The following is a 6,145-nucleotide window of genomic DNA, read 5'->3' as shown; positions in this document are numbered from 1 at the left end:
CCCCATCGCGAGGAAGGGGGCGAACTGAAGCGGTTTTGACAGAGAAGGAAAGTATGATCAAGGGCGATTTAAAAAATAAAGTCTTGATATACAGGGGAGAAGTAAAGAAGTTTTAAAAAAGATAAAATACTTCTTGCGGAGAAGAGAAAAAAGTCTCACCTTTGCAATCCCAAACGGAAACAGAGGGTAAAAGACAAAGCAGCGCAAGGCTGGTTTGAAGTTTGAAAAGAGAAGGAATAAGCAGAAGAAATTGAGACTGAAAGGCCTCAAAAAAAAATAAAAAAAACTTCTTGCAGAAATCAAAAAAGATTCTCACCTTTGCAGTCCCAAAACAAACAGGGAAACACAGCAGAACGGCGCAAGGCCTGAAGCTTACAAAATTGAAATACGTTAAACAGGAAGATCAACGTTAAGAAGATCATAACTGGAAAACATATAGCCGAACCGAGAAGGAGAAGCAATCAAGTTCTTTAAAGAAAAGTCAAATAGTATAGCGAGTAACAACGGAAACGATCGTTACTCGTAACGACAAACAAATCCTAGTCAATTCATACGAATAGCAATACAAAGCGAACCTGTTAAAAGGTAAGCAAATTATCAAACGATTCCTATTTGAGATACAATAGGGTCAGTGATACAAAACTTCATTACAATGGAGAGTTTGATCCTGGCTCAGGATGAACGCTAGCGGCAGGCCTAATACATGCAAGTCGAACGAGATTGAGGAGCTTGCTCCTCATGAAAGTGGCGCACGGGTGCGTAACGCGTATGCAATCTACCTTAATCAGGGGGATAGCCCGGAGAAATCCGGATTAATACCGCATAATATAATTGAATGGCATCATTTAATTATCAAACATTTATGGGATTAAGATGAGCATGCGTGACATTAGTTAGTTGGTGAGGTAACGGCTCACCAAGACTACGATGTCTAGGGGATCTGAGAGGATGACCCCCCACACTGGTACTGAGACACGGACCAGACTCCTACGGGAGGCAGCAGTAAGGAATATTGGTCAATGGGCGCAAGCCTGAACCAGCCATGCCGCGTGCAGGAAGACGGCCCTACGGGTTGTAAACTGCTTTTATTCGGGAATAAACCCTTTTACGTGTAAGAGGCTGAATGTACCGAAGGAATAAGGATCGGCTAACTCCGTGCCAGCAGCCGCGGTAATACGGAGGATCCAAGCGTTATCCGGATTTATTGGGTTTAAAGGGTGCGTAGGCGGCTTATTAAGTCAGGGGTGAAAGACGGTGGCTCAACCATCGCAGTGCCTTTGATACTGATGAGCTTGAATAAACTTGAGGTAGGCGGAATGTGACAAGTAGCGGTGAAATGCATAGATATGTCACAGAACACCAATTGCGAAGGCAGCTTACTAAGGTTTTATTGACGCTGAGGCACGAAAGCGTGGGGATCAAACAGGATTAGATACCCTGGTAGTCCACGCCCTAAACGATGAATACTCGATGTTAGCGATATACAGTTAGCGTCTAAGCGAAAGCGTTAAGTATTCCACCTGGGGAGTACGCCCGCAAGGGTGAAACTCAAAGGAATTGACGGGGGCCCGCACAAGCGGAGGAGCATGTGGTTTAATTCGATGATACGCGAGGAACCTTACCCGGGCTTGAAAGTTACTGAATGATCTAGAGATAGATCAGTCCGCAAGGACAGGAAACTAGGTGCTGCATGGCTGTCGTCAGCTCGTGCCGTGAGGTGTTGGGTTAAGTCCCGCAACGAGCGCAACCCCTATGTTTAGTTGCCAGCATGTAAAGGTGGGGACTCTAAACAGACTGCCTGTGCAAACAGAGAGGAAGGAGGGGACGACGTCAAGTCATCATGGCCCTTACGTCCGGGGCTACACACGTGCTACAATGGATGGTACAGAGGGCCGCTACCTGGTAACAGGATGCCAATCTCAAAAAGCCATTCACAGTTCGGATTGAGGTCTGCAACTCGACCTCATGAAGTTGGATTCGCTAGTAATCGCATATCAGCAATGATGCGGTGAATACGTTCCCGGGCCTTGTACACACCGCCCGTCAAGCCATGGAAGCTGGGAGTACCTGAAGTGCGTAACCGCAAGGAGCGTCCTAGGGTAAAATCGGTAACTGGGGCTAAGTCGTAACAAGGTAGCCGTACCGGAAGGTGCGGCTGGAATACCTCCTTTCTAGAGCGTAGAATTGACACTCGTTATACTATAGATTTTCTTTATTAAAAAAGATTAAGAATACCCAAAGATGAGCCATCAGTGGCCGGCCAACAAAGCAGGACCAAATTTGGCAGAAAGCAGGAGGCAGTAAGCAGGTAACACAAACTGGAACTGCAAACTGACAACTGCAAATAAAGTCTCGTAGCTCAGTTTGGTTAGAGCACTACACTGATAATGTAGGGGTCAGCAGTTCAAATCTGCTCGGGACTACTCATAAGGCAAAAGGGAAGAGGTAAAAGGATAAAGGCAAAAGGCAAAAGGTTATACCGGACGCACCACCCTTTCACCTTTAAGCTTTCACCTTTCAACCATCTACGGGGGATTAGCTCAGCTGGCTAGAGCACCTGCCTTGCACGCAGGGGGTCAACGGTTCGAATCCGTTATTCTCCACTAAATATATCACGCGAGGTGATATAGTAAACATTTTGACAACAGGAAATCAGCGATCGGCGCTGGGGCATCCCGATTTGACATCGGGAAGGTCAACGGTTCGAATCCGTTATTCTCCACATTGCCCCTCTTTCTACGGGAAGAATTAGATAATAAACTCTTAAGGAGTTTGGGGACAACGTTCTTTGACATATTGGAAGAAGTAATTGAAAAAGAAGACAACAGTAGAGACGTTGTTTGAAACTTGAAGAAGGCATAGGACTTGTCCTGAGCTTAATTCCTGAAGAAAACAACTATCGAAAAAGCATACCATGCCGAGCAAAAGCGGCATAGGTAGAAGAAAGTAAGAAAGGGTACACGGGGGATGCCTTGGCTCTCAGAGGCGATGAAAGACGTGATAAGCTGCGATAAGCTACGGGGATTAGCAAATATGAATTGATCCGTAGATTTCTGAATGGGGAAACCTAATTACCTGAAGGGTAATTGCAAATGCGCAAACGTGCTGAACTGAAACATCTAAGTAGGCATAGGAAGAGAAAATAATAATGATTTCCTGAGTAGTGGCGAGCGAAAGGGAAAGAGCCCAAACCAGCCATGTTACGGCATAGCTGGGGTTGTAGGACCACAACATGAATAGTAAAATGAAGTAGAACAGGGTGGGAAACCTGGCCATAGCGTGTGACAGCCACGTATACGTAAGTAATACTAGGATAGTGGTATCCTGAGTACCGCGAGGTCGGAGACGCCTTGTGGGAATCTGCCGGCACCATCCGGTAAGGCTAAATACTCCTGAGAGACCGATAGTGAACCAGTACCGTGAGGGAAAGGTGAAAAGAACCCCGAACAGGGGAGTGAAATAGAACCTGAAACCGTGTACTTACAAGCGGTCGGAGCACACAAGTTGTGTGACGGCGTGCCTTTTGCATAATGAGCCTACGAGTTACTCTTCTCTGGCAAGGTTAAGTGTTTCAGACACGAAGCCGAAGCGAAAGCGAGTCTGAATAGGGCGTATAGTCAGAGGAGGTAGACGCGAAACCTTGTGATCTACCCTTGAGCAGGTTGAAGGTGCGGTAACACGTACTGGAGGACCGAACCGATAAACGTTGAAAAGTTTCCGGATGACTTGAGGGTAGGGGTGAAAGGCCAATCAAACTGGGAAATAGCTCGTACTCCCCGAAATGTTTTTAGGAACAGCGTGGACATAAAGTTATATAGAGGTAGAGCTACTGATTGGGTGCGGGGGAGTCAAATCCTACCAAATCCAGACAAACTCCGAATGCTATATAATATGGTCTGCAGTGAGGCGCGGGGTGCTAAGGTCACGCGCCGAGAGGGAAAGAACCCAGACCATCAGCTAAGGTCCCAAAATTACTACTAAGTTGAACTAACGAGGTCCGACTGCACAGACAGCTAGGATGTTGGCTTGGAAGCAGCCATTCATTTAAAGAGTGCGTAACAGCTCACTAGTCGAGCGGTCGGGCATGGATAATAATCGGGCATTAAGTAGTATACCGAAGCTATGGGATATGTAAATATCGGTAGGGGAGCATTCTAACATCAGTGAAGCGATCTGGTAATGGGTCGTGGAGAGGTTAGAAAAGCAAATGTAGGCATAAGTAACGATAAGGCGGGAGAGAAACCCGCCCACCGAAAGACTAAGGTTTCCTGATCAACGCTAATCGGATCAGGGTTAGTCGGGGCCTAAGGTGTACCCGAAGGGGGAAGCCGATGGACAACTGGTTAATATTCCAGTACTTTCTATAACTGCGATGTGGTGACGGAGTAGTGACACTGCCGCGAACTGACGGAATAGTTCGTTAAAAGGCGTAGGTATTGGACTGGTAGGCAAATCCGCCGGTCTAGCTGAAACCCAATAGTACCGCAAACCTTCGGGGGCGTGGATAGAGCAGGTAAACAGACTTCCAAGAAAACCCGCTAAGCTTCAGGTTATAGAAACCCGTACCGTAAACCGACACAGGTAGTCGAGGAGAGAATCCTAAGGTGCTCGAGTGAATCATGGCTAAGGAACTCGGCAAAATGGCCCTGTAACTTCGGGAGAAGGGGCGCCTCCAGCAATGGAGGCCGCAGTGAAAAGGCCCAGGCGACTGTTTAACAAAAACACATGGCTTTGCAAAATCGAAAGATGAGGTATAAGGCCTGACACCTGCCCGGTGCTGGAAGGTTAAGAGGGGATGTTAGTCGCAAGGCGAAGCATTGAATCGAAGCCCCAGTAAACGGCGGCCGTAACTATAACGGTCCTAAGGTAGCGAAATTCCTTGTCGGGTAAGTTCCGACCTGCACGAATGGTGTAACGATCTGGGCGCTGTCTCAGCCATGAGCTCGGTGAAATTGTGGTATCGGTGAAGACGCCGGTTACCCGCAACGGGACGGAAAGACCCCATGCACCTTCACTACAACTTAACATTGATATTGGGTACATGATGTGTAGGATAGGCCGGAGGCAGTGAAGCGGTGGCGCCAGCCATCGTGGAGTCAACCTTGAAATACGGCCCTTTATGTATTCGGTGTCTAACTCGTCCAAGACGAGGACATTGTTTGGTGGGTAGTTTGACTGGGGTGGTCGCCTCCAAAAAGGTAACGGAGGCTTTCAAAGGTAAGCTCAGTACGCTTGGTAACCGTACGCGGAGTGCAATAGCATAAGCTTGCTTGACAGTGAGACAGACAAGTCGAGCTGGGTCGAAAGACGGATATAGTGATCCGGCGGTTCTGCATGGAAGGGCCGTCGCTCAAAGGATAAAAGGTACGCTGGGGATAACAGGCTGATCTCCCCCAAGAGCTCATATCGACGGGGAGGTTTGGCACCTCGATGTCGGCTCGTCACATCCTGGGGCTGGAGAAGGTCCCAAGGGTTGAGCTGTTCGCTCATTAAAGTGGCACGCGAGCTGGGTTCAGAACGTCGCGAGACAGTTCGGTCCCTATCTGTTGTGGGCGTAGGAAAATTGAATGGGGCTGACCTTAGTACGAGAGGACCGGGTTGGACCAACCTCTAGTGAATCTGTTATGGCGCCAGCTGTACTGCAGAGTAGCTACGTTGGGAATAGATAAGCGCTGAAAGCATCTAAGTGCGAAACTAGCCATGAGATGAGTTTTCCATTGAGGGTCGTAGTAGACTACTACGTTGATAGGTTACAGGTGTAAAGGTGGTAACATCATAGCCGAGTAATACTAATTACCCGAAGCTTTCTCAATAAGCAGAACATGCTGTTGTTTTCTACTTCAAGTACTTCTTTCAATAATATGTCATTGTTTAGCTGAAAGCTAAAAGGATGAAAGCAGAAAGCTTTCCTCTAAAGATTTCAGAAAACAATTAAATCATTAAGGCGAATGCCAGAGAGCTTTTAGCTTTCAGCTTCTAACCTTTAACCTTTTTCAGGTGCCTATATCGGCGGTGTCCACCTCTTCCCATTCCGAACAGAGAAGTTAAGCCCGCCAGAGCCAATGGTACTGCGGTAACACGTGGGAGAGTAGGTCGGTGCCAAATTTTATAAAAGCCTTTCAGGAAACTGCAAGGCTTTTTTTGT

Annotated in this window: 3 tRNA genes and 3 rRNA genes; all 6 read left to right on the top strand. The window is 47.4% G+C overall.

What is annotated here, in order from left to right:
• Window positions 1–649: 649 nt before the first annotated feature.
• The 6 genes from J3P43_RS19515 to rrf all read left to right on the top strand — a co-directional run bounded on the left by J3P43_RS19515 (window position 650) and on the right by rrf (window position 6,105).
• Window positions 650–2,171 (top strand): 16S ribosomal RNA (locus J3P43_RS19515).
• 177 nt (window positions 2,172–2,348) lie between these two features.
• Window positions 2,349–2,423, top strand: a tRNA-Ile gene (locus J3P43_RS19510).
• Window positions 2,424–2,529: 106 nt separating this feature from the next.
• Window positions 2,530–2,603 (top strand) — tRNA-Ala (locus J3P43_RS19505).
• 44 nt (window positions 2,604–2,647) lie between these two features.
• A tRNA-Ser gene (locus J3P43_RS19500) sits at window positions 2,648–2,722 on the top strand.
• 218 nt (window positions 2,723–2,940) lie between these two features.
• Window positions 2,941–5,812, top strand: a 23S ribosomal RNA gene (locus J3P43_RS19495).
• 181 nt (window positions 5,813–5,993) lie between these two features.
• Window positions 5,994–6,105: ribosomal RNA gene (gene rrf, locus J3P43_RS19490) — 5S ribosomal RNA — on the top strand.
• The 16S, 23S and 5S rRNA genes sit together here with 3 tRNA genes alongside, the layout of an rRNA operon.
• Window positions 6,106–6,145: the final 40 nt, after the last annotated feature.

Source organism: Paradesertivirga mongoliensis (genome assembly GCF_024436395.1).
Classification (GTDB): Bacteria; Bacteroidota; Bacteroidia; order Sphingobacteriales; family Sphingobacteriaceae; genus Paradesertivirga; species Paradesertivirga mongoliensis.
Note: the sequence above shows the minus strand (reverse complement) of the source record. Positions and strands in the feature narration are given on the sequence as shown.